At 65.2% G+C, this 1,490-nt stretch carries 1 pseudogene; it reads left to right on the forward strand.

The window, feature by feature from the left end:
* Nucleotides 1-1,456, forward strand: a pseudogene (locus NCCP436_RS17540) (IS3 family transposase); the annotation flags it as partial.
* Nucleotides 1,457-1,490: the final 34 nt, after the last annotated feature.

A 1,490-nucleotide genomic window follows, 5' to 3' on the forward strand; every position in this document is an offset into this window, starting at 1 on the left:
CAGGCATTACTGATGCCACCCTGTATGCTTGGCGCAAACAGGCCAGAGCAGCGGGAGCAGTGGTGCCGGCAGATGGACAGCAGGCCGACCAGTGGTCGAGCCAGGACAAGTTTCGGGTGGTGCTGGAAAGCGCCAGCCTCAATGCGGCTGAGCTGGCGGAGTACTGCCGGCGCAAAGGCCTGTATGTCGAGCAGATCAACGCCTGGCGCGAAGCCTGCGAGCAGGCCAACAGCCTGGCTCAGCCGAGCAAGACCCGGCGCGAACGCGAAGAGGAAAAGGCCGCGAAGAAGCGCATCAAGCAGCTGGAGCGTGAACTGCGGCGCAAGGATGCGGCGCTGGCAGAAACCGCGGCTCTGCTGGTGTTGCGAAAAAAAGCCGAGGCGCTCTGGGGGAAGGACGAGGACGAATGATCAGCGCCCCGGATCGCCGTGAAACGCTGCAGTTGATCGAGGACGCCGTGGCGGCGGGAGCGCGGCGGGCGCAGGCCTGCGCCGAACTGGGCCTGTCGCTGCGCAGCCTACAGCGCTGGCAGCACTGCCCGGAGGATCGGCGTCCTTCGGCACAACAAGCTGAGCCGGCCAACAAGCTGACCCCGCAAGAGCGCCGCCGCGTGCTGGAGGTCGCCAACCAGCCCGAGTTTGCCAGCCTGCCGCCGCAGCAGATCGTGGCGCGGCTGGCCGATCAGGGCACCTGGCTGGCCTCGGAGTCGACCTTTTACCGGTTGCTGAAGGACGCCGAACAGCAGCATCCGCGCGGTCGTAGCCGCCCACCGGTGAAACGAGCGCTGACGACCCATGTGGCCGACGGCCCGAACCAGCTGTGGTGCTGGGACATCACCTGGCTGCCGACCACGGTCAAGGGCCGTTACTTCTACTGGTACATGATCAAGGACGTCTACAGCCGGAAGCTGGTGGCCAACGAGGTGCATGAAAGTGAAAGCGCCGAGCAGGCCGCCCAGCTGCTACGCCAGGCCTGCCTACGTGAACAGCGGGCAGGCCAGCCGCTGGTACTGCACTCGGACAACGGCAGCGCGATGAAGGGCTCGACCATGCTGGCGGCCATGCAGAACCTGGGTGTGATGCCCTCGTTCAGCCGCCCGCGGGTGAGCAATGACAACGCCTATGCCGAGGCCTTGTTCCGCACGGCGAAGTACTGCCCGCTGTGGCCGGAGCGGCCCTTCGACACGCTGGAGCAGGCCAGGAACTGGGTGAACAGCTTCGTGGCCTGGTACAACCATGAACATCGCCACAGCGCCCTGAAGTTCGTGACCCCGGCGCAGCGACATACTGGCCAGGCGGAAGAGTTGCTGCGCAAGCGTATCGAGCTGTACGAGGCGGCGCGTGCACGGCACCCGGAGCGCTGGAGCGGCAACATCAGGAACTGGGTGCTGGCACCAATCGTGTGCCTGAACCCGGAGCGGGAAGCGGTACTGCAGCAAACATCAAAGGCAGCGTGATACGCTCACGCGACAACTACCTTGAAAATCGCCG

Origin of the sequence: Pseudomonas sp. NCCP-436, assembly GCF_019656335.1 — a bacterium.
Classification (GTDB): Bacteria; Pseudomonadota; Gammaproteobacteria; order Pseudomonadales; family Pseudomonadaceae; genus Aquipseudomonas.